This is a genomic window from Staphylococcus casei (genome assembly GCF_030294405.1).
GTDB lineage: Bacteria > Bacillota > Bacilli > Staphylococcales > Staphylococcaceae > Staphylococcus > Staphylococcus succinus.
Genome location: NZ_CP125718.1, coordinates 2,749,814 through 2,776,783 on the forward strand (window position 1 = coordinate 2,749,814; position 26,970 = coordinate 2,776,783).

At 31.5% G+C, this 26,970-nt stretch carries 25 protein-coding genes and 2 pseudogenes; 11 read left to right on the plus strand and 16 right to left on the minus strand.

Annotated features, from left to right (window positions below):
• Positions 1 to 130: 130 nt before the first annotated feature.
• Positions 131 to 387: pseudogene (locus QMO72_RS13235) on the plus strand (ArsR family transcriptional regulator).
• A 401-nt stretch (positions 388 to 788) separates the two neighbouring features.
• Here the strand turns inward: QMO72_RS13235 and QMO72_RS13240 are convergent.
• Positions 789 to 1,466: an SDR family NAD(P)-dependent oxidoreductase gene (locus tag QMO72_RS13240; protein WP_103268170.1), complete on the minus strand. Its 678-nt coding sequence runs from the start codon at positions 1,464 to 1,466 to the stop codon at positions 789 to 791.
• Positions 1,467 to 1,615: 149 nt separating this feature from the next.
• Between QMO72_RS13240 and QMO72_RS13245 the strand changes: the two genes are divergently transcribed.
• Positions 1,616 to 2,170, plus strand: coding sequence for a TetR/AcrR family transcriptional regulator (locus tag QMO72_RS13245; protein WP_103268171.1), 555 nt, complete (start codon positions 1,616 to 1,618; stop codon positions 2,168 to 2,170).
• Between the two features lie 259 nt (positions 2,171 to 2,429).
• On the opposite strand, the gene QMO72_RS13250 is transcribed toward QMO72_RS13245, so the two are convergent.
• The 3 genes from QMO72_RS13250 to QMO72_RS13260 form a co-directional block, all read right to left on the minus strand.
• Positions 2,430 to 2,762, minus strand: a complete 333-nt coding sequence (locus QMO72_RS13250) for a general stress protein (protein WP_069824568.1) — start codon at positions 2,760 to 2,762, stop codon at positions 2,430 to 2,432.
• A gap of 22 nt (positions 2,763 to 2,784) precedes the next feature.
• Positions 2,785 to 3,195, minus strand: a complete 411-nt coding sequence (locus QMO72_RS13255) for a hypothetical protein (protein WP_069824567.1) — start codon at positions 3,193 to 3,195, stop codon at positions 2,785 to 2,787.
• Between the two features lie 489 nt (positions 3,196 to 3,684).
• Entirely contained in the window at positions 3,685 to 5,718 is a 2,034-nt protein-coding gene (locus QMO72_RS13260; RefSeq protein ID WP_103268173.1) for a Mur ligase family protein, read from the minus strand.
• A gap of 78 nt (positions 5,719 to 5,796) precedes the next feature.
• Between QMO72_RS13260 and QMO72_RS13265 the strand changes: the two genes are divergently transcribed.
• On the plus strand, positions 5,797 to 5,976 hold the full coding sequence (locus QMO72_RS13265) for a hypothetical protein (RefSeq protein ID WP_103268174.1): 180 nt from the start codon (positions 5,797 to 5,799) through the stop codon (positions 5,974 to 5,976).
• A 42-nt stretch (positions 5,977 to 6,018) separates the two neighbouring features.
• Here QMO72_RS13265 and QMO72_RS13270 read toward each other — a convergent pair whose 3' ends face one another.
• From QMO72_RS13270 to QMO72_RS13290, 5 genes are all read right to left on the minus strand, one after another.
• Positions 6,019 to 7,632 (minus strand): poly(glycerol-phosphate) alpha-glucosyltransferase, encoded by a 1,614-nt coding sequence (locus tag QMO72_RS13270; protein ID WP_433963171.1) that lies wholly within the window; start codon positions 7,630 to 7,632, stop codon positions 6,019 to 6,021.
• Between the two features lie 75 nt (positions 7,633 to 7,707).
• Positions 7,708 to 10,395, minus strand: coding sequence for a fibronectin-binding protein FnbA (locus tag QMO72_RS13275; RefSeq protein ID WP_286093203.1), 2,688 nt, complete (start codon positions 10,393 to 10,395; stop codon positions 7,708 to 7,710).
• 703 nt (positions 10,396 to 11,098) lie between these two features.
• Complete coding sequence (locus QMO72_RS13280) at positions 11,099 to 11,299, minus strand: hypothetical protein (RefSeq protein WP_103266193.1); 201 nt, start codon at positions 11,297 to 11,299, stop codon at positions 11,099 to 11,101.
• Positions 11,300 to 11,918: 619 nt separating this feature from the next.
• Positions 11,919 to 12,692, minus strand: coding sequence for a DUF2705 family protein (locus QMO72_RS13285; RefSeq protein ID WP_103266192.1), 774 nt, complete (start codon positions 12,690 to 12,692; stop codon positions 11,919 to 11,921).
• Positions 12,693 to 12,694: 2 nt separating this feature from the next.
• Positions 12,695 to 13,387, minus strand: coding sequence for an ABC transporter ATP-binding protein (locus tag QMO72_RS13290; protein WP_103266191.1), 693 nt, complete (start codon positions 13,385 to 13,387; stop codon positions 12,695 to 12,697).
• 184 nt (positions 13,388 to 13,571) lie between these two features.
• Here QMO72_RS13290 and QMO72_RS13295 point away from each other — a divergent pair, with 184 nt between their 5' ends.
• The 4 genes from QMO72_RS13295 to QMO72_RS13305 all read left to right on the plus strand — a co-directional run bounded on the left by QMO72_RS13295 (position 13,572) and on the right by QMO72_RS13305 (position 15,086).
• Positions 13,572 to 14,168 (plus strand): NDxxF motif lipoprotein, encoded by a 597-nt coding sequence (locus QMO72_RS13295; RefSeq protein ID WP_103266190.1) that lies wholly within the window; start codon positions 13,572 to 13,574, stop codon positions 14,166 to 14,168.
• A 108-nt stretch (positions 14,169 to 14,276) separates the two neighbouring features.
• Complete coding sequence (locus QMO72_RS14190; protein WP_491016612.1) at positions 14,277 to 14,417, plus strand: hypothetical protein; 141 nt, start codon at positions 14,277 to 14,279, stop codon at positions 14,415 to 14,417.
• A 69-nt stretch (positions 14,418 to 14,486) separates the two neighbouring features.
• Entirely contained in the window at positions 14,487 to 14,708 is a 222-nt protein-coding gene (gene elxI1, locus QMO72_RS13300; protein WP_103266189.1) for an epilancin biosynthesis-related protein ElxI1, read from the plus strand.
• A 126-nt stretch (positions 14,709 to 14,834) separates the two neighbouring features.
• Positions 14,835 to 15,086: a hypothetical protein gene (locus QMO72_RS13305; protein WP_286093204.1), complete on the plus strand. Its 252-nt coding sequence runs from the start codon at positions 14,835 to 14,837 to the stop codon at positions 15,084 to 15,086.
• Positions 15,087 to 15,248: 162 nt separating this feature from the next.
• Here QMO72_RS13305 and QMO72_RS13310 read toward each other — a convergent pair whose 3' ends face one another.
• The 4 genes and pseudogenes from QMO72_RS13310 to QMO72_RS13325 all read right to left on the minus strand — a co-directional run bounded on the left by QMO72_RS13310 (position 15,249) and on the right by QMO72_RS13325 (position 18,106).
• Positions 15,249 to 15,974 (minus strand): NADPH-dependent F420 reductase, encoded by a 726-nt coding sequence (locus tag QMO72_RS13310; protein ID WP_103266188.1) that lies wholly within the window; start codon positions 15,972 to 15,974, stop codon positions 15,249 to 15,251.
• Between the two features lie 172 nt (positions 15,975 to 16,146).
• Positions 16,147 to 16,284: pseudogene (locus tag QMO72_RS13315) on the minus strand (winged helix-turn-helix transcriptional regulator); the annotation flags it as partial.
• Positions 16,285 to 16,353: 69 nt separating this feature from the next.
• Complete coding sequence (locus tag QMO72_RS13320; protein ID WP_103266186.1) at positions 16,354 to 17,127, minus strand: PhzF family phenazine biosynthesis protein; 774 nt, start codon at positions 17,125 to 17,127, stop codon at positions 16,354 to 16,356.
• Positions 17,128 to 17,503: 376 nt separating this feature from the next.
• Positions 17,504 to 18,106: a TetR/AcrR family transcriptional regulator gene (locus QMO72_RS13325; RefSeq protein ID WP_103266185.1), complete on the minus strand. Its 603-nt coding sequence runs from the start codon at positions 18,104 to 18,106 to the stop codon at positions 17,504 to 17,506.
• Between the two features lie 183 nt (positions 18,107 to 18,289).
• Between QMO72_RS13325 and QMO72_RS13330 the strand changes: the two genes are divergently transcribed.
• The 4 genes from QMO72_RS13330 to QMO72_RS13345 all read left to right on the plus strand — a co-directional run bounded on the left by QMO72_RS13330 (position 18,290) and on the right by QMO72_RS13345 (position 24,854).
• On the plus strand, positions 18,290 to 20,056 hold the full coding sequence (locus QMO72_RS13330; protein ID WP_286093205.1) for a tannase/feruloyl esterase family alpha/beta hydrolase: 1,767 nt from the start codon (positions 18,290 to 18,292) through the stop codon (positions 20,054 to 20,056).
• A gap of 682 nt (positions 20,057 to 20,738) precedes the next feature.
• On the plus strand, positions 20,739 to 22,016 hold the full coding sequence (locus tag QMO72_RS13335) for a sensor histidine kinase (protein WP_103266183.1): 1,278 nt from the start codon (positions 20,739 to 20,741) through the stop codon (positions 22,014 to 22,016).
• The gene (locus tag QMO72_RS13340; protein WP_103266182.1) at positions 21,994 to 22,638 is read left to right on the plus strand and encodes a response regulator transcription factor; all 645 of its coding nucleotides are present in this window, start codon (positions 21,994 to 21,996) and stop codon (positions 22,636 to 22,638) included. Before QMO72_RS13335 ends, QMO72_RS13340 begins: the two co-directional genes overlap by 23 nt.
• A gap of 89 nt (positions 22,639 to 22,727) precedes the next feature.
• On the plus strand, positions 22,728 to 24,854 hold the full coding sequence (locus tag QMO72_RS13345) for an MMPL family transporter (RefSeq protein ID WP_103266181.1): 2,127 nt from the start codon (positions 22,728 to 22,730) through the stop codon (positions 24,852 to 24,854).
• Positions 24,855 to 25,133: 279 nt separating this feature from the next.
• Here the strand turns inward: QMO72_RS13345 and QMO72_RS13350 are convergent, their stop codons facing one another.
• Genes QMO72_RS13350 through QMO72_RS13360 form a run of 3 tightly spaced genes read right to left on the minus strand, consistent with a single transcriptional unit; the run spans position 25,134 to position 26,970 of the window.
• On the minus strand, positions 25,134 to 25,760 hold the full coding sequence (locus QMO72_RS13350) for a bifunctional 4-hydroxy-2-oxoglutarate aldolase/2-dehydro-3-deoxy-phosphogluconate aldolase (protein WP_103266180.1): 627 nt from the start codon (positions 25,758 to 25,760) through the stop codon (positions 25,134 to 25,136).
• Between the two features lie 44 nt (positions 25,761 to 25,804).
• Complete coding sequence (gene hxlB, locus QMO72_RS13355; protein ID WP_103266179.1) at positions 25,805 to 26,347, minus strand: 6-phospho-3-hexuloisomerase; 543 nt, start codon at positions 26,345 to 26,347, stop codon at positions 25,805 to 25,807.
• A complete protein-coding gene (locus QMO72_RS13360; protein ID WP_103266178.1) occupies positions 26,344 to 26,970 on the minus strand; it encodes an orotidine 5'-phosphate decarboxylase / HUMPS family protein in 627 nt (208 codons plus the stop codon). The genes hxlB and QMO72_RS13360 overlap by 4 nt, the downstream gene beginning before the upstream one ends.

A 26,970-nucleotide genomic window follows, 5' to 3' on the forward strand; every position in this document is an offset into this window, starting at 1 on the left:
ATAAACACTCATTTTAACGAAGCAATACAAAAAACTAAAAATAGAGGTATTTTAGGTGATTATTTAATGGAAGTTATTAAATCCAATCCTAAATATAACTAAGGACGAATGATTAGATGTTTATGAACAGATATTTAATGCACTTACTTATAAAATTAAACTTAAAATTTTGCATTCAATACGTCAAAGTAATTCAAAGTCTTTATGTGTATGTGATTTAGAGGAATTGTTAACATTTAAACAATCTAAACTTTCTTATCGTTTAAAAAATTAGTGGATGCAAATATTCTTATTGCTGAAAAGCATCGCATATGGAACTATTGTAAAATTAATGAGCAACAAAAAAAGTTGGTTTTAAACGGAGATACTTGTTGTAAGATACTGTAAGTATCTTTTTTAATTATGTGATAGTTCGTTTTGTTAGACCGTAACATAATCGATAACGACCTGAAGTGAATATACTTATGTATTTACAGGTGTAAAATAGTGCCGTTACCATCTCTTAGGTATTAATTGTCATAGGAGAAATATGCTATTCATGCTATCAATCCTTGTCCACATCTCACCTACAGTCATCAGTGGTTGTGTTATTGTGCTTATTTACGCATTGGCTAAATAAACGCAATAAATAATATATGCCATTAAATCACAACAACACCAAACCCCGCACTACTCATAGTAGTGCGGGGTTTGGAGTAATAAGTGAATACTTATTTTCGTTACATATATTATAAAATCACTCAATTGATATACTTATCATACTTTGTCATTTCAGTGCATTATACTAATTAGGAAACATCAGATGGTTTAAGACCTTGTGGAAATGTTTCTTCAAACTTTCCTTTTTCTTTGTATAAATTATACCACGCCTCTGCAATAGAATCTGGATCTCCCATTGTGCCAGATTTTATCTCTGTTCCTATTGAAAGGTGTCTGATAAATATACCTTTTTCTTCCATTTCATTGTAGAGATTTTCAGCATAATTACGTAATCCAGCTCCTATAATGCCAGCATTTCCAGCAAAAGGTAAAGGGAATATTGTAGATACGCCTGTCGTAAATAAGAGTGATCCACTTCCTTTATTTATCATCTCTGGTAAAACCTCGTTAACTAATTGAATTGATGGGAATAAATAAGTTTTTAACATTTCTGATACACTCTGTTGGGTAGTTTCTAATACATTTGTAAATTTATCTTCTTTTGCGTAAGGACTAAATTCTATGACATCAATCGCTCCAAATTCAACTTTAATTGCTTGAATAGATTTTTTTAATGATTCTAAATCTGTAATATCTGCTGTAAAAATCTTCGCCTCAATGCTTAAATTGCTTAAGTTTTCTTGAATAACCTTTAATTTTTCAGCATTTCGAGAAATGGCTGCTACTCTAAATCCTTCAGCACCAAATTTCTTAGCAAGAGATAGTCCTAATCCTGTACCTGCGCCTACAATAACAATTGTTTTCATTTTAAGGAGCTCCTCACCTATGATATATTAAAACAACAATGTGTTGCTTTAATTAAAATATACAGCTAGTAAAATAATATAACAATCAACAAACCACGCTTAAATGTTGCTATAACAACAAGCACTTTAAATTGTTAAGGGGTAATGAAATGGCAGAAAAAGTAAAAAATTTGAGAATGACACATACGAAACAATCATTAATTAATGCCTTTTTTAGTTTGGTTAATAAAAAAGATTTTGAGAAAATAACAATAGCGGATATCACAAAAGGCGCTCAAGTGAACAGAGCTACGTTTTATGCGCACTTTGAAGATAAATATGATTTAATAGACTACATTATGGAAGATTTTGCTACAGCGTCTATTGAGAACTATATTCCAGACACTATGATTTTTAATCAAAAAAATATAAGCCAACTCATTTTAGCAGTTCATGATTTTTATCAAGAACCTAATATTGAATGCCGAAGTAGCTATGCTGGATTAGCATTACCTCAAATGAGAGAAAAAATATTATCCGAATTGAACATTGTTTTAGCAAAAAGCTTGAAAGACATTTATGCAGATAATGAACAAGAAATATTTGTTCCTATTTTTGCACAAATGGTTCATGAAGGTGCATTACAATTAGTTAATAGTCATAGCACGATGGAGAAAGAAGCTTTAACTAAGAAAATTGCATTATTTATAATTGGGAGATTTTAATTTTTTAGTTTATGAAGGCGTTAGGTTTTAAATATAAAAAGAACTAATCCATTTTCATACGGATTAGTCCTTTATTTTGAGAATGAGATTCACGTCTCAGCTTCTTAGTTTATTATGCTTAGTAACTTTGTTAAGTACATTATAAAATCCTAGTGAGCGGAAATGCAAAATCATTAAATTGATATACTAATCTACTTTGAGTTTTAGAGACAACGGGTCATACGTTTTGAAATAATCCAAATTTCCCATATTTTCACCTTTATAAAACGCCTTTGATTCTAAAATCCTTAACAATTAAAAAAATTTTATTATCAAATACACTTTCTTTATATGAATCAATCTCACTTTCAGAAAAATCTAATGTTTTTAAGTTCTCTTTTATGTGTTGGCTCTTATTCTCAAATGTGTCATTACTATCAATTGGATAATAACTAATACTTGTAATATGCGTGTTATTAATGATGTTACTAATATACTCTGAATTTTTTAGCAGCACATATATATTTTGGACATTTACCCCTTGATCCTTTAACGTTTTAATGTCTACTTCTAATTCATCAACATTTACATATGCTTTTATAACTGGTTTCAAAGCAACTCCCCCTCTTGTTAATTCAAAGTTTCTCTCTCTTTTTAGAATTAATTAATAAAGTGAAATAATGATTTTCAGTGATATAGAAATAAGTATTTTCAATAATCAAATCAAATAATTCACTTCTATCAATATCTGATGACATTTCATATTTAGACTCTATTTTTTCTTGATACTCATAATCCACAAAAATAATACGCTCTTTTTCAACAGTAAGTGTTTTTTGTTTGTATATTAATTCAATAAACGATTTTTTGTAATGTATTGCTTCAATCTTATCAATATCAAAAGCATTATAGACAAAATTTTTAACTCTTTGTTCTCTTTTACGTTTACTTTGTTGAACTTTAAAATCTTTAGTATATTGATGTTTAACTAAAATATATACTAATAACACTATGATTATAGCAATAAGAAAAATTACAGTAGCCATCCGTTCACACCCTTTTTATATTTTCCATAAACTTATTACCACTCATATTTCCTAGAAAATAATCTTCAAACATTTTATGACGTTTACTTTTAAAATGCGTTCATAGTTTTAATATAAAAGTGACATGTCGGTGTGAATCCTCTAATTTAAAAATTCATTACTATCCACCTTTCCCGTTGAGGGGAGTTTTAAGTTTAAAATGCCAACAGTATTAGTGAATGTTGATGAGCGTTTATCCGTATAGCGAGAAGTAAACACTCGTATTTTTTAGTGCTTTATTGCTAAAATGTATGTATTCAACAAAATATATCTCATATCTATAAATTTATATAATGATGAAGATATTAATTCTTTTTGTCCAATTTAAGGGAAAAGGTTCATTGACAATGTAAGCATTACAATGATCAATACTTAGAAGTATTTTTAAATACATTCAAACTCAAATTCCATCTTAATTACGATATTTTTATAAGTATAGCTCTATTGTTCTTATTGTATTTGAGCTATTAGTGCTTCTAAAGAATCATACATAGAAAAAATAAGCACCCCATTTTTATCATCTTTTATCATTCCATGTACATACTTATCACCAAAAACAATATATTTTGTATTTTTAAATAATTCATTACTATAAACTTTATACACTTTTTCTAAATCATCAATAGTAAATGATTGGCGTTCTTTTCCTCTATATCTTCCTGTAACGTTAACTGACGATGATGGTGTTAAATCATGTTGTTTAATAAATGTTTCAATATGTTTACGGCGATCATTTTCATTTTTAAATAACACATCTGCTAATTGATAAATCAAACTTGGATGGGGGTTTTTTAACATAGATTCAACCAATTCATTATATTTAAATACTCTACCTTCAAAATATGTCCTATCATTAGTAGGCCACTTTTTCAATGCTACTTTATTTAGCAAGATAGTCTTTTGTTGACTATAAATATAGTAAATCAATGGACTCAATCCTTCTATAGATGAGGATTTATTCAGATTTTTACTATACTTGACTTGGCTGTTTTTATTAATATACTTATAGGCTTGATTGAATGGAAACTGATTATAATAATGATAATCCAAATTTTGATTAAGAGAAATTTTTAAATTATTAAATAACCGCGTAGCTATTTTAGGAAGTTCTGTTCCTGTAACAGATGATTTTAGAAGCGTTAAGCCATCTTCATTAACTAGAAGTTGTAAGTCAATAAGTAACTGTTCTGCATCATTATACCAAGTAATTCTTTTATTTTTCACTCTATTTACTACTTTTCTCACTTCCTTATCAATACATAAAATATAATCAGCATTAGACTGTTCTAATTTATTGACTAATTGTAAATGTAATTTTTCAGACGCTTCACCTAAGTCACTTATTTTTCCCAATACTATTATCTTATTGCCTGTATAAAACCTAGACTGTTTGTTAAATGCTTCAATAGCATTAACCATTGCAGGTAACGAAGCATTATGTGTATCATCCAATAATGTTGTATTTAATAATGGTGTATTAATTTTTTTAATTTCTAAAACCTTTTTAAATGGTTTAAACTCAGAAAGGTTACTAACACACGCTTCTATATTTACAACTTTAAGTACTTTTAACACTTTTATAGTCGCTAACACATTTGAGACCATTCCCTCACTTATTGTATTAATAGTACATCGAATATGTTTTTTATTGTCATTTATATCAATTGTAGTAAAGCCTTTATTTTCTTTGATACTCACATTGTGATGGTATCTACTATAAGTTATTATGTCATTTAAATATTGGCTAGCTCTGTCTTTTAAAATATCTACATGTTTTGTATCTTCATTAATAATTGCTATATCTTTTTCACTTTGCCCTACAAATATTCTAGATTTAAATCTAGCAATTTCTGGGGTTCCTTTAATAGTTGATAAATGTGCTTCTCCAATACCTGTTATAACAGTGATATTAGGTTTAACTATTAAAGATAAATTTCCTCTATTATTTAATGCGTTAATAGATATCTCAAAAATAGCAAAATCAGGTTTTTTAATTAATTTACACAAATTGAGCAAAAGTGGCACACGTGTATTAGCATTACCTCTATTTTGTAATATATTATGATTCTTTAATGCTTCTCCAATCATCATTCTAGTAGAACTTTTACCCATAGATCCAGTTATCCCAATAACTGGATTATTAAAGTTTGTTCTAAAGTACTCCCCCATTGTCTGCATTGCTTCAATAGCATCTTCAACCACTATTTGTGGAATTGAGCGATCCAAATTTGATATAAATTCATCTGTGATTACTAAGCCAGGCAATCTCGTCATATTTTCAATTTGTTGATTACCTTCTGCAATTTTCACTTCTTTTCCTAACCATTTCTTCCAAGTTCGTTTACTGATGCTAATAAAGGCCACATTTTTTCCTGTTATGTATCTTGCTATATATTCAAAATCATTTATTATTATTTTTTCACTATTATTTGAATTAACTATCTTTTGATTTAAAATATCAGCAAGATCTTTAACTGTATACACCACTAACCACCTCTTTGTATAATATTTGTATCACACTATTTATTATTTTATAATTTAATTAAATAAGGAGGACTTATTGTGAACCCAAAAAATCTAGACGAAATTAACAAACAAATTGAAGAAGAACTATTAAAAAATGAGCAAGATGAAAATAAAAAAAATAATTCTAAGGAGTCTAACATAAACAAACCTCGTGCTATCTTTTTATGTCTTGTTTTATTAATGGGATTAATTTCTTTCATAAGATTATTCATATAACTAATTACACTCTAATCTATAATTTAAATAGTTGTTATCAACCTATTTGAATACTTTTTGATATTGGACATAGCCAGATAAGTAATGTTCTATATCGTCAATTCTCACACGATAGCCGTGATGTTTAATAAAGAAACTTCCTAATATACGTTGTGGATTTTTAAAATACATGGCAATTTCAGGATAAAAATATCCTACTCTCTGATAATCAGCTCTTTTATGAATAGTTTCCACCAATTTTTCCTCATCTATCGTTTCTTTTACTAACTTTTCAAATCCATGAGTCTTCGCAGATTTTACTAGATGATATGTTGCCATTAACATTTCCAAAAATGTAGGGAAAGTCGTTTCTCTTTGATATATATAATCTAAATAACCAGCTGCATTTTGCATACCAAATTTAAAGTACCTTTCTTTAGGATTAATTTTAACTAGTTCATTACAACAATAAGCTAACCAATGGTCATGATACTTCCAATAATTTTCACTGATAAATCGTTCGAATAAAAGTTCTACTGTATTCAACCAGTTTATATTTTTATCTATTTGATATAACCTTAATAAGGCTAACGCAGCCTCTCCATCATAATAGACAATTCTAAATTGCTCTTTAATTGATAAATCTGGATAATTTAAAACATGAATTGTTTCCATATTGTTCATGTTTATCATCGATAAAATACCTTTAGCAACCTTTTGGGCATATTTTAAATATTGCTTGTCACTGGGATTTACTTTTAAATATTCACATACCGCAAAAATAAACGAAGCATTCTGTCCTAACTTTATTTCATTTATTGCTTTTGTATCATCATATATATATGCTTCATCATATTTTTCATAATAATAGTTTTCGATAATATAATTTAAAGCTTTTTTAATTATACTAATATCTTTATTTAAATATTCTAAGCCTTCTATTAATGCATATGTAGAAGATGAATGTCTCAAAATATTATAGTAATTAATTTTTCTATCAAAATGTGGGAAATATCCATAAATATATTTACCATTAGGTTGTATTTCATTCTGTAAAAATTTTGTACTTGTCTCTATTAATCTATCTATTTCTGAAGTTAGATCATGAAGCTGGCGAACACCTTTCATGTAGCCTTGTTCATATAAATCTATAATTTCTTTACCTTCTATAAAATATCCCTTAGTTTTAAAAATGGTCACATCGGTATTTCTATATCCATCTACTTTAAAATTCATGTTTAATCGTTTGTATTTTTTTAAATAATAGGTAATATTATTTTCTGCAATTTCCTTTAAATTTTTATGTTGCTTTGAAGGCCGTACAAATGCATTAGCATTTATTTCGTCTGGTAAAAATGTAATTTGCCATTGATTATCTAATACTAAACCAAAATCAATATAATTACGTCTCGTATTAATTAATAATCTTTCAACATCATTAAAAGCAACTGTTTCTTCATGTGTCACAATATCAACTTTTATCCATTTAGGAAATGAGCCGGTTTTCTTTTTAAAGTTATTAACTTGTTTTATTAGCTGAAATTTCATATTATTAGTATTTTTAATCAATTTCACATAAGCCTTAATATTAGCATTACCTATGCTAATAAAAGCTTTATCATATTCATCATGTATTTTATTAATTTTTTGGATTAATGATTCTATTACCTTTTCCACAATTTTCCCCCTTAAATAAAATTTTTATAAATATTATGAGGGAGCTCTTAGCTCCCTCATTTAACAAATACTATTTTATTTTTGGTTCGTTTGTTTTTTTCTACGTCCAAATAATAGCAACGAACCTAACCCAGCAAATAACGATCCAAATAATATAGTGTTATTGTTTGCATCTTCACCTGTATCCGGTAACTTTTCACCATCTTTTTGATTTTTGTTACCATCATTTGAATGGCCGCCCTTATTAGAACTACTATTATTAATCATAGTATTATCTACGTCGGCATCAGCGTCCGCATCAGCGTCCGCATCAGCATCGGCATCGGCATCGGCATCGGCGTCTGCATCAGCGTCTGCATCAGCGTCTGCATCGGCATCTGAATCCGCATCGGCATCGGCGTCTGCATCAGCGTCTGCATCAGCGTCTGCATCGGCATCAGCATCGGCATCAGCGTCGGCATCGGCATCAGCGTCGGCATCGGCATCGGCATCTGAATCCGCATCGGCATCGGCGTCCGCATCGGCATCTGCATCAGCATCGGCGTCTGCATCGGCATCTGCATCTGCATCAGCATCAGCATCGGCGTCTGCATCTGAATCAGCATCTGCGTCTGCATCGGCATCTGCATCTGCGTCTGCATCTGAATCAGCATCTGCGTCTGCATCGGCATCTGCATCTGCGTCGGCATCGGCATCGGCATCAGCATCGGCATCGGCGTCTGCATCGGCATCGGCATCGGCATCAGCGTCCGCATCGGCATCTGAATCAGCATCGGCATCGGCGTCGGCATCGGCATCGGCATCGGCATCAGCGTCCGCATCGGCGTCGGCATCAGCGTCTGCATCGGCGTCTGCATCAGCGTCCGCATCGGCATCTGAATCAGCGTCCGCATCGGCATCTGAATCGTCGCCATCAGCAGAGCCCGAACCATTTTTCAAGATATTTTCATTATCCCAATAATACGTACTTCTCTTAACACCATAGTAGTCTGTATTAGATTCAATCACTCTTGTTTTAACGTTTTCTCCACTATTATCATAATGTCCATCAACCACTACAACGTATGTTTTGTTTATATTACCAAAATCGACACTAATAGTGTTATCGCCATTATCTCTTATATATGGTGTTATATCATTTGTGATATCTATATAGTTTGGATTACTTGGGTCAATGTAATAACTATCAGTTAATTTTGAAGTGTCTACTACTTCATAAATCCTTAAATTAGTATCATTTAAATTTAGAGTAGTACTACTTTTAGACGGATCTTCATGATAACCCTGTAATGTTACAATTGAATTGTATAAAGTGTTTCCTTTTGGATTTACATAAATTGCTTGTTTATATTCATTTTGACCTGAATGTAAGTCAATATCTGTTATAAACGAAGTAACATTTGCACCATAACTTTCGGGTTGTCCTTGAACTGGGTTACCATAATCAATATTAATTGAAGAATCATAAGTTTCTCCAGCCATGTTAAATTCTAGTTGATATGTACCACTATTGGGTGTGTTCTTTCTATCAGTAAATACTGGTAAATGAAATTGTCCTGAAATATTAGATTTACCATTTACATAGTCTGTAAATGTATAAGTTCCTGTTTTATTAGTAGTATTATAATTACCTGTGGCTACAACCTGACCAGCATTATTTTTTAAATCAGGAAGTTTCATTGTATTATTCATATTAGAATAATCTACGTCACCATCAGCAGTTAAATTATGTGGTAATATGAAAGTAAAATAATCTCCCTCTCTCACATTTCCTTCAACTTTAAAAGTAGAGTTTAATTCTGTATAACCACTATTATTAGGTTTTATACCTTTATTATTAAAGTTAAAACTACTCACATTCACTTTATCATTTACTAATTCACCAGAAACTTCATTTATCGTTGTTTCATTCGCCATATTATTGTCCACTGAACGTAATTTCATTTCATCTGCTCTTGGTTCAGTTACTTCATTTGTTAAATTACTACTTTGTATATTGCCTTGTTGCTTTTCTATTCTTGAGTCATTATTTTGTTTTTGATCTGTTGTAATAGTTTCATCGTTGCTTTGTTCTGTTGATACATTTTCTCTATCTTGTAATGACGTATCTATCGAATGTTCGACTACTTGATTATTAGGTGAAGATTCTTCATTGATTTCATTATTTGAAACTATATTTTGATTACTCTGTGCTGCGTTCTTGTTTTTTTCAATTGTATATTCAGTATTTTGAATTGTTTCTTTTTCATTTTTATTTGTGGACTCTTTATTACTTTGGATGTCCTTTTCTGATTTCAACTGTTCTGTTGTATCATCATTCATTTCATCATTCATTTCATCATTTCTTTGATTTTCAAATGATTGTTGTAAAATTTGTGTTTCATCTGATGTACTATTTTCTTCATTTTTAGCGTTTTCTGTTTTTGCTATTGGTTCTTGATTAGTACTTAATTTTTCACCAGTCGTTGTATCAGATACTTTATTATCTTGAGTGCTATTTTTTTGTTGGGAAGTTTGTATTTCTTGATTAAATTTATTCATCAAGTCTGAAGTTTTATTACTTTCTGAACCTTGACTTGCTGTTGATTCTTGACCAACAAACTTATTATCAGTAGTATTACCTTCCGTTTCATCTGCCTTCGCTTCATTACCTAAACCAAAAATTAATGTGGCCCCTACAAAAATAGAAGCTGTCCCGATAGAAAATCTTCTAATAGAATATTTGTTAAGTCTATTAGGTATAAAATCGTATTTCTTTTTCAAAGGTATTCCCCCCATATTAATTTTTGCATAATTTCATTTATGCAAAAGTAATTCTACAATATTTACTTTTTATCGAAAAGTAAATTTAAAAAGTTTTTGGTAACTATAATAAAATTTTTTAAAATTGTCTTCAACTTTAAAATGGAAATTCTAACCTTTTAGCATTAAAAAGTTAATTACTTACGATTGACATATTCACTGTTCTTGGAAGATAAATTAAAAGAGATGACTTATTAATAAACTATTTTAAAAAATAAAGAATAATATTTTAACTTCAGTTAAAAGTAGAAAAAGATATTTTGTGGGTGCTGTTTTCTATACTAAATTTAGCTATATAACTAAAGATTTCCTAGGCCAGCCAATGGAAAGCAATATACGCTATAAAGTAAGTGAAAACAAAGTATAAAATATTCAACACTTATTAACTTAGGAGGAATTTATAGTAACTTTCTAAAAATTAGTCAAAATGAGCTATATTCAACGACGGGTGATTTACCACCGGGTACAGCAGGTGTCGCTGTTTATAGTTATCAAGATAAAATCAAAACAGGTTATAAAGATGCAATAAAAAAACAGATGGAGGGAAGTATTTATAGTAACTGTCTAATAAAAAAGCAGACGAAATTCTTATCATTTTAAGAATATCGTCTGCTTTTAAACTTTGCATAACTTATTGTTTCCTTATTTATACCCTATTCGTTTTTCATCTTGTCTTGCTTTGTCTTTTACACATAAAGGAGATGACAGCTGCTACAATAGCCACTGCGATCAAAATATATAAAGTAACCATACTAGGTCCTGTGACTTTCAAGCCCAATTCAGAACTTCCATTAGGCTCTATATTCATATAAAAATGAAAAGCCATTATGATTAAGATGCCTATAGTAGCAAAGATAGCTATCATATCGTTAACTCATTTGACATAGCGTTTGTTTTTTATTTAACATATACGCCCTCCTTGATTTAAATTCTCTTAACAATACAAACTACCATTAAAACTATAACGGACAATGTTAACGTCACATATATGAAGCATGCTACTTTATTAATTCAGTTTGCTTCATATTCCATACAACATTTTTCGAGTACAATAATTCATTGATTTACTTGTTTTCCTCCAAGGCGCATTAGCTATCCCGCTTTTTCTTGTTTCTTGCTTCTTGCTTTAATCAAAATAGGATAAAAAAGTAATAAAAAAACTACTAATATTTTAGCTGACATATACAAACACCTCCCACTTGATTTAGTTATTTTTTGTCCGTTTCATTATGCTTTTTAGGAGCGATAACATCTCTGACAATAAGTACTTCAAATAATAAGACTGAATAAATCACTGATCCAAGTGCCTTTATATCAATAATCCATATGATATATAACCCAAAAAGATTATTGCTAATAAGCTATTTAAAACAAGTCTTCATTTCGCTCTATTCATATGTTATTAACCTTTCTAAAAAACACTCTCTTATAGGACTAAGAGAGTGTTGCGTTATGCTACTTTATACTAGATATTGTAATAAAACTTAGACGTTTTTCTTTTTGAAAACAAAGATCACTAAAGCTAAGAAGATAATAATATAAACGATATTACCGATGAATAGCTCATGTAATTCTAGCTTAGTTAGTGCCTTAAATACTTCATTATCTGTAATTTGGGAACTCAAATTCAACATATTAATTGGTAACCATTTTAACCATTCCCATTGATTGATCAATGCGAACAAGATGCCTGAAACGATAGAAATTGCAAAATAGAAAATAATACCTATCGCTATAGAAACACCTGGACTCTTGAATACACAAGAGATAAGTAGCGTTAAACTTAATAATAACCACATACCAACATAATTACTTAATGCAGTTAATAACATATCTTGTAAAAGTGAAAGATGATCACCAGATTGTTTTAAAATATTTACATCAGAGAAGAACGTTAAGTTAAGAATTAAACTAATCACAATACTAATCACAAATATGATAAGCGAATAAATAACTAATGAGATAATCTTACTTATAATAATACTTGTTCTAGAATAGTTTCTGTATAATAAATTTTTAATTGTTCCATAATGGAATTCCATCGTTATAATCGTACTAGCCTGAATAATCATAAGAAAGAAAATCCATGAAAATGCACTATAACCTTGTTTAAATAATGCTTTAGATCCCATGATATCAGGATAGTTTTTACTTAATATCGCTAACCCAATCATTAAAATAAAAATAAGAATGGGAATAATGATAGACGATTTTTTCTTGAACATTTTGAATAATTCTTGTTTTATAAGTGTTGTCATTATTACGCTTCCTCCTTACGTTCAATAATATTAAGGAGTACATTCTCTAGGTCACTTTCACCTGTTTGATGCAATTGCTCCATAGTTGTTTCTCTAACGATTTCGCCCTTATCAATAATAAGGAGTGAATCCGTTACTTTAACGAGCTCACTTAGTATATGACTAGATATAAGGAAGGTCACGCCTTGTTCACGTAAGCTAATGATAGCTTCTCTCACATCTTTAACCGCTCTTGGATCTAGACCATTCATCGGTTCGTCTAAAATGACAAGTTTAGGGTGGTTTAAGAAAGCGAGCGCTATGCCTAATTTTTGTTTCATACCTAAAGAATAGGTTTTGGCCTTGCTATGTATAAAGTCTTCCATTTTTAATTGCTCAACAATAAGATCGATATGCTTATTATCTGGGTCTTCATCGATTAATTTCATGTTTTCATAGCCTGTTAAAAAAGGATATAAACCAGGCGCTTCAATCAATGCACCTATATCATTATGTTTTGTGCTAATATGTTTTTTGAAAGTACCCGATTGATAGTTAGAAAGTCCTAAAATAACTTTCATCAGCGTAGTTTTACCAGCGCCATTACCTCCAACTAGACCTATAATATGGCCTTCTTCAAGTGAAAACGTAATATCTTTTAAGACTTGTTTCCGTTTGATTTTCTTATTAATATTTTCCATGGATAAGATTTCCAATTTGCATCCTCCTAATTTTCGACACAAAACTTAGTTTAACAAAATTATTATGTTATTGAAATACTATTGTGATAATAATAGTATATTTTATGTTTGATTGTATTGACATGTAATATATGATTGAATATATAATTAATATGCTATATGATCGATAAAAATTATATTGTGGATAGGGGTTTGAACTATGAAATTGATAAAATACACATCAGTTATTGCGTTAGCTTTATTATTAACTGCTTGTAGTCATGAAGCACCCGAAAACAAAGGGTCTAACCAAGAAGCGAAAGCAACAGAAATTCCCAAAGAGGTGTTTTCTAGTCAAAAAAAGAATGAAAATATTAGCGAAAATGAAATGGATTCAAGCATTAAAAAGTATTTAAATACATTTGATGCACTAAATGACAATACTTCAAAAATTCGAAATAAAGCTGAAGTAAATGAAACAAATCAAATAAAATTAAATAAGCTGACGAAACTGGCAAATAAGAATGATGACCATTTCAAACAGTTTATAGAAAGCAATAAACTGCCGCAGCAATATAAAAAGGGAAGTTTAAAAGTTAATGATTATGTAACTTCTGCGAATGAATTCATAAATCAGTTGAACGATAAAGTGGATGAAACAATGGATGATTCTAATTCTGATAAGAAAAAATTAAAAAATGTTAAAGCAATACATAAAATCAATGATAAATACAAAGCGCATGTGAACGGTAAGAAACAACAAGAAGTTGAACAATTTTTAGACAAGCATGAGATTAATACGACAGCATTTAAATAAACTATATTTTCAAAAATGAGGAGTTAAGTTATGACTATAAATCAGATATTAGCTACTTTATTAAATAAAAAATGGGAGTGGCCTGATTTAATTTGATTAGTATTTTCAATCGTTATATCAAGTATATTTACTACACCATTATTGGGTATTCCGATTGGTGTTGTGGTTTATTTTCTCCTGTTTTATAAAGATGCACCTATTGATGACAAGACGGAGAAATATGATTTGCAAGATGAAAATATGAAGTAAGCGACGCATTAATAACCAGTTAACAGAGGCATTATTTTCAATAAACTAAAGATAAAAAGGAGGAATTCCATGTATTTTCTGACTAAATTTTTAGACTTATGTGCAGGACTTTGTGTTGTTTTGTTATTTAGTAAATATGCCATTGCATCGGCTAATATGATGTTTGATTGGAATCTGAAATGGTATTTTCTAGAGGATATTCCTCATTTAGCAATCATCTTATTTATTTTGATGTTTGTTTTTGCTGTGCCTTCAGAAATGATAAAAGATAAAGAAACGACAAAGCAATGAACTCATAGCTTTTAAGAACACGAACAACATATTTTTTACTTTGATTTGTAATCTTTCGGACTATTTCATGATGATACATACTAAAAATAAAAAGGATTCGCTTTAAATAGAAGGATTGGTAGCGGATTGAAAGATGGCACTTTTGTATTTATAAATATTATCTTAATTACTTTACTTTTAAATTTTACTGGTTTTAATTTTGGCCATAATAGGATTTGGAGTAATTTAGGTGACCTAGGGCTAATCAATATTTTTAATGATAATGAGTTGAACGGATTCATTGTTTTAGGTTTTATCTTAGGGATAATTGCTTTTATTTTCGGTTTTGCTTATCCTAGTAAAGTTCAAAAGAAAGCGTCATTTAAAGAAGCAATTTGATTTTTACATTTTTGAAACCATTTTTGTTTTAGTCTTTATTAAAAATTATTTTTCTAACTTTAATTGAATACATATGTTTCTAAAAACAAAACCTAATCACATAAACATAACGCATTATATTCCCCTTATTGATTGAATTAAGTTGATCTTTCTATGAGCCGATTACTTATCATTATAAATTTTTCTGTTCAAATTCACTGTATCTTCATGAGTGAAGTCAGGAGAAAAGTTTTCTATAATGTTATCTCTTAGTGTTGGAGCCTTGGCCCTGTTAGCTTTTTCCAATGCGAGAGTCAATTCCGCTTTCGTTAATTCTGTACAATACGCAGGCGTGCCTGGTTGGTGTTTCCATGAACCTGTTAATTCCCCATTGTCTACTACATCAAAGCCTATTTCATTTATTAAAGTTGCTACTTTTTCTTTTGCTGAACTATGATTTCCTGAGATGGCCATTGCAATACGGTTTTTAGATTCTTGAGAAGCACCTTTATTTTCTAACGTATATGCGAGTAAATTGTTAAATGCTTTAACTACATTTCGACCTATTTGCTGTGATACCCAGACGCTTTCAGGAGTTCCATGTTCAATCGCTTCGATTTGATTATCTCGAAATGGATAATAGTTAGCAGTATCGACCACAATAACATCTTTAGAAACAAGTGCTATGATGTTATTAATGTCTGGCATAATATTTGTAGGAATCGACAGAATTAAAAGGTCTATATCTGTTATCGCGTTTTCTACATCTACTGCCTGTCCACTGAATGCTTTGTTATTTAAATGTTCTATGCTACGTACATCTGCAATTTTCACTGTATGTCCGTTATCAACAAATTTATTAGATAGTGTTGATCCTATTGGACCAGCGCCGATAATACCGATTTTCATATTTATATCATCCTCATGATTTAGACTTAATTAGATTTGTGTACTGCTTTGTTCGTAATGATATACCCTATATACTTATTTTAAAAGTAGGCAATAAAAATAGCACAAGTACTAAAATTAGTACTTGTGCTATTTAACAATGTTCTACCATTATTTATAGAAAGTATTAAAGTTACTCTTTATTATTTTTAGGTTGTTCACCGTGATATTTTCCGAAAGTTTCCATCATATCAATAATAGGTAAAAGGTCATTGCCTTTTTCTGTTAATCCATAAATAACTTTAGGTGGTACTTCTGGATATACTGTTCGACTAAACATATCATCCTATTCAACCTATGCTCAATGTTACAGCTGGAATTGGTGAGCTAATGTGAACTTTTAAATGTATAAATCACTAATAGCATATAGGACTACATTTCCAGATAATGTTACTTTACCATCTTCAAATGTAGTATATAATTTACCTCCACGCGAAGAAGCTTGATAGGCTATGATACTATCTTTATTTAACTTTTCTGCCCAGTAAGGAACGATATGGCAATGACCTGACCCACATACAGGGTCTTCATCTACGTTTAATTTCGGAGCAAAAGTTCTTGAAACACAGTCTACATCAGAACCCTGTGCTGTTACTTGTAAAAGCAAACCCTCTAGTTCTTTTACTTTATCCATATCAGGATCCAAATCAATAACTTGTTGTTCACTTTCTAAAATACATAATAAATCTCTACCCAAATAGACTTCTTTAGGCTTTATTCCTATAGCTTGAGTAAGCTTATTTTCAATTTCAACTGGTTTTAAATCATACGCTGGAAAAACCATTTCAAATAACCCATTCTTTTTAGTGACAATTAAGTCCCCACTAAGTGTTGAAAAAGTAACAGTTTCTTTTGTTGTATCAATATAATTTAATAAAACAAAAGCGGTTGCCAATGTGGCATGTCCACACAACTCAATTTCTCCACCAGGGGTAAACCAACGTAATTTTTTAAAACCATCTGCTTTAGAAATAAAAGCTGTTTCTGAAAGATTATTTTCTTTGGCAATATTTAATAATAGCAAGTCATCTGGCCATTTTTCTAAAATACATACCGCCGCAGGATTGCCTTCAAAATTTTTGTCCGCAAATGCATCCACAATATACTGTTTCATTTTCCCCACTCCTAAAATGCATTATATTAATTCAATATGTGACCCATTTCCATTTGAAACATCCTAAAAACACGATTCCTTTTAGGTAGATAATAAAAGCGACCACATTTTGCACTCTCGTAAATACTAACCCTAGTGCTGTACTTTTAATTATTCTAAATAACTTTATAGTGCTTTACTGTCGCATTCGCTTTTCTAGAAGGCGCTAACTCACAGTTATTTAATAATAAATATGCAAGCTGAATAGCTATCTCTTCACATCATATGGTACACGTGCAGTTTCTATAACTTTAATCTGTATTTTAAGCTGTTCATTTCCACAATCTTTATGATTTGAGAAAACATAGTATTTAATCAATTGTGCTAGGATCTGGTATTATTTTGAAAAATTTGGGTCAATGGTTTCAATCTGGCCCAAAATACTCTCTGATAGCGAGTAACACAAATCTGCCATGCTATCTACATCTTCCACCATTCCATCTATATACCAGTTAAATATAATATGCAAGAACATACCTGCCCATCCTAATAGAAGATGTTGAATTTTCTTATCGCAATCTACATATTGTTGTAAGATAACCTGTCGAATATTAATAAAATTTTTCTCTAATATTCTCGATTGCAATACGAATGTAAAGGGATGTGATTCCTCTTGGATTTTTTCAAAAATTGTTCGATAGTAGCTAGGATCTGCGTTTTTTTGGTTGATTAATTGTTCCATAAAATAAGCAGCATAGTCTACAAAATGCTTGGAGATAGCGTCTAAAATGGCTTCTTTGGAAATATAGTTTCGATAAAGCGCTGAACGTGAAACACCTGCCTTTTTTGCGATTTCACTAATTGTTATTTTTTCTATGGCTTTTTCAGATAATAGATGACTAAAGGCGGTCTCAATACATTCTCGAGTCAATCTATTCGATTCCTCATTTGATAAGCGAAGAATATTTCTTTTATCTAATTCCGTTTGATTATCCGACATTACATTTTCCTCCTAATATGTCCTCCCGAAGAGTTTTTGCTTAAACTGTCCAGGCCGAGCGTAAGCATATTGTATTTCTTTTTCTTCATCATTATAATAAAAGTATCGGTGATACAATTGTAGTACCTATTGTAATATTCTACCGATATAATATCAACTCAAATTTTGAAAGGAATGGTAAAAATGAAAAATTTCACACTTGAAAAAACTGCTCCATATCAATATATTACAATGCAGCAAGATACTGACTCCCATGAGGATATTGTGCAACGTTGTACGGTGGACTATCTCCAAAAGGCCTTAGAAGATAAAGGTATTTCAAATGCCAAAGTGATTTGGGCAGATATTCGCAATGGTAAAAACTTGAATATGGAACATCCTCTTTTGAAAAACTTGCCACCATATCCATTTCACTCTGAGTTACTAGATGAGTTACCGGATTTTTGCGATATTATGATTGAAGAAACAACACCAGGTGGTCATGTTGCCAATGTATCTGTTTGGGCGCCACTTCATTGGAATGAACGCTTCCTTGGTTGTGGAGGCGGAGGTCTTCAGACGGTCAATGATATTCGTCTTTTTGAAGGCTTACGTTCTAATACCATTGCAGGATCTGTACGAAATGGTTTTGCAACTGCATGTACAGACGGTGGTATTAAAGACGAGCGCGTGATGTCTTGGGGACTTGATGAAGCAACTGGTGAATTAGATATAGAACTTATTAAAAATTGGAGTCATCGTAGTCTTCATTCAATGACAGTTATTGGGAAAATTATTACAGAAGCTGTCTATGATAAAGCACCTAAGTATTCATATTATCAAGGTGCTTCTACTGGCGGTCGTATGGGATTGGTGGAAGCTCAACTATATCCTGAAGATTATGACGGTGTTTGGGTAGATGCGCCTGCTACAAACTTTGCGCGTTTCCAAATGTCAGGTAGCTGGCCTTTATATGTTATGAATTGGCATAATAATTCAATGTCCGAAGCAAAATTAAATGCCTTTAAAGCAGCTGTTATGGAACAATTCGCCAATGAAGACGGCTATATTGATAGTGTTGATCCAGTGCCATTCGATGCTTACAGCGTAATCGGCCGTCAAACTGAAGACGGTCCGATTACGGAGTCAGATGCCCAAGTGATGGACGAAATTTTCAAAGGTCCTCACACGCAAGAAGGAGAAAAATTATTTTATGGACTTTTGCCAGGCACTGATACGTGGAACCAAGGTGGTTTAGGTTTAATTTCTTATATTGAAACAGAAGAAGGCACTAAAGAACCTTTTGAATTTATCATTCCTGAGAATTATGTTTCCAATTGGGTCATCCAAGATGCCCAATGGAATTATAAGAGCATGACTAGAGATCAATATGAAAGACTATTCCGTTATAGCCAAGAAAAATTCAGAAATATTATTGAAGGAGAAAAAGCCGATTTCTCTGCCTTCCAGAAAAAAGGTGGAAAACTCATGATGAGCCATTGTGCCGGTGACGCCCTTGTATTTGCAAGTGGATCAATTGAACTCTACCATAGAATTTGTGAGACTATGGGCGGCGAGGAAAATACAGAGGACTTCCTTCGTTTCTATGTGACGCCTTCTGGAAGCCACTATTTCCACACAGAGTTAGGTATTACATTAGCAGATGGTATGATTGCCTTGATGAATTGGGTGGAAAAAGAAGAAGCACCACACACGCTCCCATTAGAGCAATACGACGTTCAATCGTTACCAGCTCAACTGTTGTTTGAAAGTGAAGCTACCCCTTATAAACTGTCTGAACATCCGAACAATATTTATGCTCATTCTTCTATTTATGATGAGAAAGATGTGGTCAACAAAATAGATGGAGAGGCATTAACCAAAGAATTGAAAGAGACTTCAAAAAATAGTGATACAAAAATCAGCAGCAAACGACTTTCAAACAATCCTTTATTTGGTTCTGGAGAATAATTAAAAAAGACATAAATTTTTAAAAAGCAGTTTTATCAGAAAAATCTCTGATAAAACTGCTTTTTTGAAGTCTTTTTTATAAATATATTAATGCGATACGTTAACTATTAGATATAGTGATTTGGATTATAAGTAATTCATAAGCAAATAATATAAATATAATGTCTATTTTCAAACGAAACAACTCTACAAATCTTTAGATTATAAAAGATATTAGGACTTGTTATTTGTCAATTTTGGTTTTATCTAGCATAGATTTGATACTTTAAATAATCCAATATATTAACTCATAGCTTTTCATCTTTTCATTTCTATATATTTTGCCTCCTTATACCAATTGCTTTGGCTACTTTACTAGTAGACACGCCTTGATTTAATAACTGTCACCTATTGTAATGCTATCTAGCAAATCATTTCTATTTCTTTTTCCGTTTTCGATGATAGCAACTTCAGTATTTAGTAACAATCCACTATGAGTTCGGTACTTCTTCAGATAATTATTTTGGTGTTAAAAGTCTTTAATACAAGTCATAACGCTATTGAAAATGATAGAAATAAAACAACATAATATCAGTGTTCCCATACTATATTTGAGCTCATATCAATATGACCCAATTCAACTTTTCACTTTCACCTCTTTTAATCATTTCAAAATCAATTATTATCTTAATAAGGAACTTTAATGGTATATAATATAGTGAAAATGAAAAATAAGGAGGCGAGACAAATCCAAAAACATACTGACATCAAACAAGATCAAGAGCATCAAAGAATGAATATGCTTGCTGCTAGAGTCCCAGGAATAGCCTTTCTTATTGTGAATTTTATTGCCGTAATCATATATCAACTTTTCTTTGAAGAGTGGTCAATTTTATCATTATGTATTTTATGCTTGCAGATGTCTTTATTGGCAATATATCAATGGTTTGCATATAAACTTGTGAATTTTAGTAACTGGCTTTATTTTATATTGCAAGGTATTTTTATTTTTAGCACTACTTTTATTGTCGACACAGATTATGATAATTATAATATGGTCACTTTTACTTTATATGCTTATTTTATTGGACAAGCCATAGGATTAGTTTCGAAAAAGAAAATATATATTATAGGTTTTTTAGTGCTATTATTTATATTGAATGCAATTTTACTGATACCTAAAGAAGAATTCAAACACTTTTTTATCATTATACCCATTATGATACTGATTATTTCTTATGCGGTTATGTTTTTTTCTCAAGTGTATGAACGTATTAACGTACAATTAACTTTAGAAAAATTAGAAAATGCCCATGCACAAGTTGAACAGTTAACGTTACAGAATGAAAGGCAAAGAATGGCCCGAAATCTGCATGATACACTAGCTCAAGGTTTAGTCGGTGTGAACCTACAATTAGATGCTGCTATTAGCCATCTGTCGCTGTCAAATATAGCAAAAGCTAGAGACATAATAACTAATGCGAGAAGTAATGCAAAGCAATTACTTGCCGAATCACGATCAGTTATTGATAATTTAAGAGACACTGATTTCGAAAATAACGATTTCGAACAAAGAATTCAAACAACTTTAGACTATTTTTCAGCAACTACAGATATTGATTTTAAGTTAGAATATCATATTAATTCGATTTCAAATGCCTTAACTCAAGAACATTGCTTTTACATCATTCGTGAAAGTATAATAAATACGATAAAACATTCAAAAGCTAAAACTGTGATAGTTAGACTATGGGAAACTAACCAATATTATCACTTTTCTATCATAGACAATGGTAAAGGATTTGATGTCACTTCAGCCCTTCATAAAGAAGGAAGCTATGGTCTATTAGGAATTAAAGAACGGGTAAAATTACTTTATGGTAACGTGTCTTTTCATAGTGACCATGCTATTGGGACAAAAATCGTTATTGATATTCCAAAAGATAGGGGTGAAAAGAATGTTCAAAGTGCTAATAGTTGATGATCATTTTGTAGTCAGAGAAGGTTTAAAACTTCTCATTGAACTGAATGATCAATTTGAAGTAATAGGAGAAGCTGAAAATGGTGAAAGTGCTATAGAGAAAGTGGCACAGCTAAAACCCGATATTATATTAATAGATTTATATATGCCTATTATGAATGGTTTAGATGCTATTCGGATTATTAAAAGCAACCATGACATTCCTATTATTATTCTTACTACGTATAATGAAGATAATTTATTAGTAGAAGGTATTGAATTAGGCGTGAATGGTTATTTACTCAAAGATACTGATTCCGAAAAATTATTTCATACTATGGAGGCAGCAGTTCGAGGTGAATTATTATTACAAAGTGATATAATGAACCGATATAAAAAAGCTAAAGTAGATCAACAACAAAAAGAAAACGCTATAAATTCATTAGCTTTGTCAGATAAAGAATTAGTGGTGCTTCAAGCAATCTCCAAAGGATATAAAAGTAAAGCGATCGCATTTGACCTTGGATTGACCGAAAGGACGATAAAGTCTAGGTTAACATCTATATACAATAAGTTAGGCGTAGATTCTCGTGCTGAAGCTGTAAAAATAGGCATACAACGAGGCTTAATTGATATTCAATAAATTTCCCAAACGTACATGTACTCATGTACGTTTTTTTTATTCAATACTATCTAAAATAGATAAAGAATTAAAAAAGAGGAGAAATTATAATGTCAAAGTTTTTATATTTATTAGGAAAATGGTCAGCTTTAAATAAAAAGAAAGTAATTACGGCGTTTTTACTTTTGTTAATCACCTTAGGAATTATAGGGGCTGTTGGTAAACCAACTTTTACTGAAAGTATGACAATACCAAACACGCCATCTGAAAAGGCAATGGATGTAATAAAAAAAGAGTTCCCTTCTGGTCCTGATCAAGCTAAAATGCAAGTGATATTTGGTAAAGAGGACACAGTAACATCCAAAAAAAATAAAAAAATCATCACAGAAACTCTAGATAAAATTAAACAAGATAAAAATGTAGATAAAATTACCAGCCCATTTGATACACAGACAATATCAGATGATGGTAAAGTCGCTTATGGTCAAATCACATACAAACAAGGCGCTGACGATGTGCCTCAGTCTTCGCTTCATCATCTAGAAAAAAGTATAAATACTGCCAAAGCGCACGGGTTACAAACAGAACTTAGTGGTGATATTGCACTTTCTTCGTTTGAAATTGGAGGAGCTTCTGAAATCATTGGTGTTATAATCGCATTTGTAATACTCGCTATTACTTTTGGGTCTTTAATTATTGCGGGATTACCCATTCTTACTGCAATCATTGGCCTAGGTATTAGTACTTCCATCACTTTAATAGGTACACAATTCTTTGATCTTGCTTCTACAAGCTTATCTTTAGCTGGAATGATTGGCCTAGCTGTAGGAATAGATTATGCCTTATTCATATTTATGAAGTACAGGGAATTTTTAAGGTCTGGATTTGATAAATATGAAGCAATTGGTAGAGCGAATGGTACCGCTGGAAGTGCAGTAGTGTTTGCAGGTCTTACTGTCATTGTTGCACTTTGTGGCTTAATGATTGTAGGCATACCATTTTTATCTGTGATGGGCATTACAGCTGCTATTAGCGTATTGTTAGGTGTATTGGTTTCTATTACATTAGTACCAGCCATTATGTCGCTAGCAGGTAAACGTATGTATCCTAAAATTAAAAAAGAAAAAGTATACAAAGATACTAATTTTTGGGGCTGTTTTGTCACAAACCATCCAATTAAACTCAGTATCATCAGTATTGTATTTTTAATTATTATTAGTCTTCCAGTTTTACATTTACAATTGGGCTTACCCAATAATGGCATGAAACCAGAAAATTCTTCAGAGAGACAATCCTACGATTTATTATCTAAAGGGTTTGGAGAAGGCTTTAATGGTAAGCTCACAATCGTTGCTGATGTCACTAAGGTAAAAGGAAACAAAAACGTTGCTTTAAAAGAGAATGTAGAAGACTTAAAACAATTAGACTATGTTTCAAATGTATCACCTGCTATGCCAAATAAGGATGGCAACTTTGCAATCATTACTGTAACGCCTCAAAAAGGCCCAAATGATGCATCCACTAAACAGTTAGTGAAAAATGTAAGAGCATTACACATTAATGGTACTAACTACTCGGTAACTGGCTCTACGGCGGTAAACATTGATATATCTGACCGTCTTAATGACGCTATCCCTACCTTTGCTTTATTAATCGTTAGTTTTGCCTTTATATTATTGGTAGTTGTTTTCCGTTCTTTATTTGTGCCTCTTGTTGCTGTGCTTGGATTCGTCTTAACTTTGACAGCAACACTCGGACTTTGTGTATGGATATTACAAGATGGCAACATGATTGATTTATTGCAAATCCCTAAACAAGGACCCATACTAGCCTTTCTACCCATATTAGCTATAGGCATTCTTTTCGGATTAGCGATGGACTATCAAGTCTTTCTTGTGAGTAGAATGCGCGAAGCATATATAAAAACCAAAGATCCTACACAAGCGATACTTGATGGCATGAAACATAGTGGTCCAGTTGTTACTTCTGCTGCTTTAATCATGATAGCAGTGTTTGCTGGATGTATTTTTGCCCCGGACGCAACTATTAAAGGAATGGGGATTGCACAAGCTTTCGGTGTACTATTTGATGCATTTATAGTTAGATTAATCATCGTACCAAGTTTAATGAAAATAATGGGCGATTACGCTTGGTATCTACCCAAATGGCTTGATAAAATCATTCCTAATGTAGACATAGAAGGACATGAGCTTTCAAAAGACATTGATTCTAAATAATTTAAATAGCAACATTGAGATAATACTGATAATAAAATATATAAAAAGAGCCTGTTTTAGTAATGGGCTCTTTTTTAATTTAAATTATTACTATCATTATAATGATTGAAATTTGCATTTGCAGCATCTCATTTGCTTTGCACGTTTATTAACTGTTATGACTTTACTCTTTCTAATTCTCACTTATTGATTCAAACATTATTATCATATTCTATTCGTCAAATATCATTCAAGCACGCAATATCTATCACTCCATCAAAAAGTTAAAAATATAAGTCATTATATTTCGTTATGACTCATTAATTTCTTTATGTACTTCTCAAGCTCGCTTGCACCTGCTTCATCATAAATCTTAGTGATTTCACTTCCTATACCTACCGCGTAACTACCAGCTGCCAACCATTCCTCGCTATTATTTATACCAATGCCACCTGTTGGGATAAACTCCAATTGAGGTAATGGACCTTTAAAATCTTGAATTGCCTTTGAATTAAATTGATTAGCAGGAAATAGTTTAATAATATTGCATCCAAATCGACTTGCATGAATCATTTCGGTTACCGTCATACATCCTGGAATATAAGGTATATCATACGTATTAGCGAATTGGGCTGAGGCTTTATCAAACCCTGGACTCACTATAAACCTTGCACCCGCTTCTATAGATGTTTGTGCCGATGCTTTATCTAAGACTGTCCCAGCGCCAACGATTGCATCTTGATAGTGATGAGATAATTCTTTAATAATTTCAGTGGCGTTTGGCGTCGTTAAGGTGACCTCAATCGTCTTTAGTCCATTATCCAATAGCACACGTGCAATATTAATAAACTTTTGTTTATTATTTGTTCTAATAACAGCGATAAATCGATTGTCTTTCACTTCTTCTAATACATGTAACGATTTCACTTTAAATCACCTTCTTTTACTATATTCCACACTATTTAAATACTTCATTCTACATTTGTATGCTGCGCATTGGCACTTTGATTTGACGTATTATCACGTTCGGCTAATTTTTGATTTAATACATCCAAGCTAATATGCACTGTTTGGTCAAATAACGAAGATAGCAATTGTGTCGACTCCACTCCCGTGTTCACTTTTGTGGCTCCGGGTACGATAATCGATTTATCAGCAACTTGTGCCAATTTAGAGTTAGCATCACTTGTTAACGCAATAACATGGACCCCTAATTTCTTTACCTTTTCTGTTTGTGTTACTATGCTTTCAGTGGTTCCTGACCCTGATATTGCAACCCAGACGTCACCTTTTTGAACTGAAGGGGTGATTGTCTCTCCAACTACATAACTTTGATAGCCAATGTGCATTAATCTCATTGCAAAGCCTTTGCCTTGAAAGCCACTTCGTCCCGCTCCCACGACAAATATTCTTTTGTCTTTAGTTAAAACTGTTGCTACATCATCAATTTCTTGTTCATCTACTAAGTGCATCACTTCTTGAATTTCATTTAAAATGATTTCTATTGTATTCATACTTTTAGTACCTCCATAAATTTTTTAGCGGTGTCTATAGGACTTTCAGAATTCGTAATTTTAGAACCTACAACAACAGTTTCAACGATACCTTGATCTGCTAACGCTTTCGTTGCATTGTAATCTACACCTCCAGCAATTGCCAGATGCTGTATATGTCCATATAATTGCTTAAAACGCATCATTTCACTAACTGCTTGATTACTTTGCTGTTTATCTACTGAACTGTGTAACAAGTATATTGCTTGTGGGAAATCAGTGATACTTGCAATATAAGTAGGATCTAAATTAAGCAAATCAATCATCATTGTGCCACCCTGTTGTTGTGTCACTTCATAACATGCTAACAGCGTTTCATAACTTGCCGCACCCATAACAGTTACAATATCGGCGCCATATTTAAAAGCTTGATTAAATTCATATGCCCCTTCATCAATTGTTTTACTATCTACGAGTATTTGACTACCTGTTACAACTTCTTTAATTCTTTCTATAGCAACATTGCCATAATCTTTAATCAATGATGTACCAATTTCAATAATGTCAACATGTCCATTAATTGCTCTCGCAAGCCCTACTGCTTCTTCTAATGCAATCCGGTCTATTGCCACTTGTAATTTCAT

Bases quoted from the DNA above. Each gene is read 5' to 3' on its own strand.
- QMO72_RS13240 (WP_103268170.1), bottom strand. From the start codon at position 1,466: ATGAAAACAATTGTTATTGTAGGCGCAGGTACAGGATTAGGACTATCT.
- QMO72_RS13245 (WP_103268171.1), top strand. From the start codon at position 1,616: ATGGCAGAAAAAGTAAAAAATTTGAGAATGACACATACGAAACAATCA.
- QMO72_RS13255 (WP_069824567.1), bottom strand. From the start codon at position 3,195: ATGGCTACTGTAATTTTTCTTATTGCTATAATCATAGTGTTATTAGTA.
- QMO72_RS13280 (WP_103266193.1), bottom strand. From the start codon at position 11,299: ATGATAGCTATCTTTGCTACTATAGGCATCTTAATCATAATGGCTTTT.
- QMO72_RS13285 (WP_103266192.1), bottom strand. From the start codon at position 12,692: ATGACAACACTTATAAAACAAGAATTATTCAAAATGTTCAAGAAAAAA.
- QMO72_RS13295 (WP_103266190.1), top strand. From the start codon at position 13,572: ATGAAATTGATAAAATACACATCAGTTATTGCGTTAGCTTTATTATTA.
- elxI1 (WP_103266189.1), top strand. From the start codon at position 14,487: ATGTATTTTCTGACTAAATTTTTAGACTTATGTGCAGGACTTTGTGTT.
- QMO72_RS13310 (WP_103266188.1), bottom strand. From the start codon at position 15,974: ATGAAAATCGGTATTATCGGCGCTGGTCCAATAGGATCAACACTATCT.
- QMO72_RS13320 (WP_103266186.1), bottom strand. From the start codon at position 17,127: ATGAAACAGTATATTGTGGATGCATTTGCGGACAAAAATTTTGAAGGC.
- QMO72_RS13325 (WP_103266185.1), bottom strand. From the start codon at position 18,106: ATGTCGGATAATCAAACGGAATTAGATAAAAGAAATATTCTTCGCTTA.
- QMO72_RS13330 (WP_286093205.1), top strand. From the start codon at position 18,290: ATGAAAAATTTCACACTTGAAAAAACTGCTCCATATCAATATATTACA.
- QMO72_RS13335 (WP_103266183.1), top strand. From the start codon at position 20,739: ATGGTATATAATATAGTGAAAATGAAAAATAAGGAGGCGAGACAAATC.
- QMO72_RS13340 (WP_103266182.1), top strand. From the start codon at position 21,994: ATGTTCAAAGTGCTAATAGTTGATGATCATTTTGTAGTCAGAGAAGGT.
- QMO72_RS13345 (WP_103266181.1), top strand. From the start codon at position 22,728: ATGTCAAAGTTTTTATATTTATTAGGAAAATGGTCAGCTTTAAATAAA.
- hxlB (WP_103266179.1), bottom strand. From the start codon at position 26,347: ATGAATACAATAGAAATCATTTTAAATGAAATTCAAGAAGTGATGCAC.
- QMO72_RS13360 (WP_103266178.1), bottom strand. From the start codon at position 26,970: ATGAAATTACAAGTGGCAATAGACCGGATTGCATTAGAAGAAGCAGTA.